Source organism: Cupriavidus sp. SIMBA_020, from assembly GCF_046535395.1.
GTDB lineage: Bacteria > Pseudomonadota > Gammaproteobacteria > Burkholderiales > Burkholderiaceae > Cupriavidus > Cupriavidus campinensis.
Window position 1 is genome coordinate 1 of record NZ_JAWRWU010000635.1, and the last position, 270, is coordinate 270.

The 270-nt window shown below is 56.7% G+C and carries 1 pseudogene; it reads right to left on the minus strand.

Annotated features, from left to right (window positions below):
* Positions 1-270, minus strand: a pseudogene (locus SB751_RS30845) (histidine kinase); the annotation flags it as partial.

Below are 270 nucleotides of genomic sequence, written 5' to 3' on the forward strand. Positions count from 1 at the left end.
GACGTGTCCTGCAGCAACTGCGCCAGTTCTTCTCGCTGTCTCTTGGGCAAGAGCAACACCTCCTCGAGGATCACCTGCAAGTCCTCGGGGCTGTGCTCGATCGCCTGTCGCAACATGCGGAGTTGGAACTTACGATTTTTCGGTTGACTGGTATCGAAATCTGGTAGATGGCGAGCGACGTTGACCGCTACGATGTCGAAAACCTGGCGCTCGACCTTCTCAACTGGTGTTGTAGGCTCTCCGCTGAACGGGTAGACCGCCTGGTCCTTC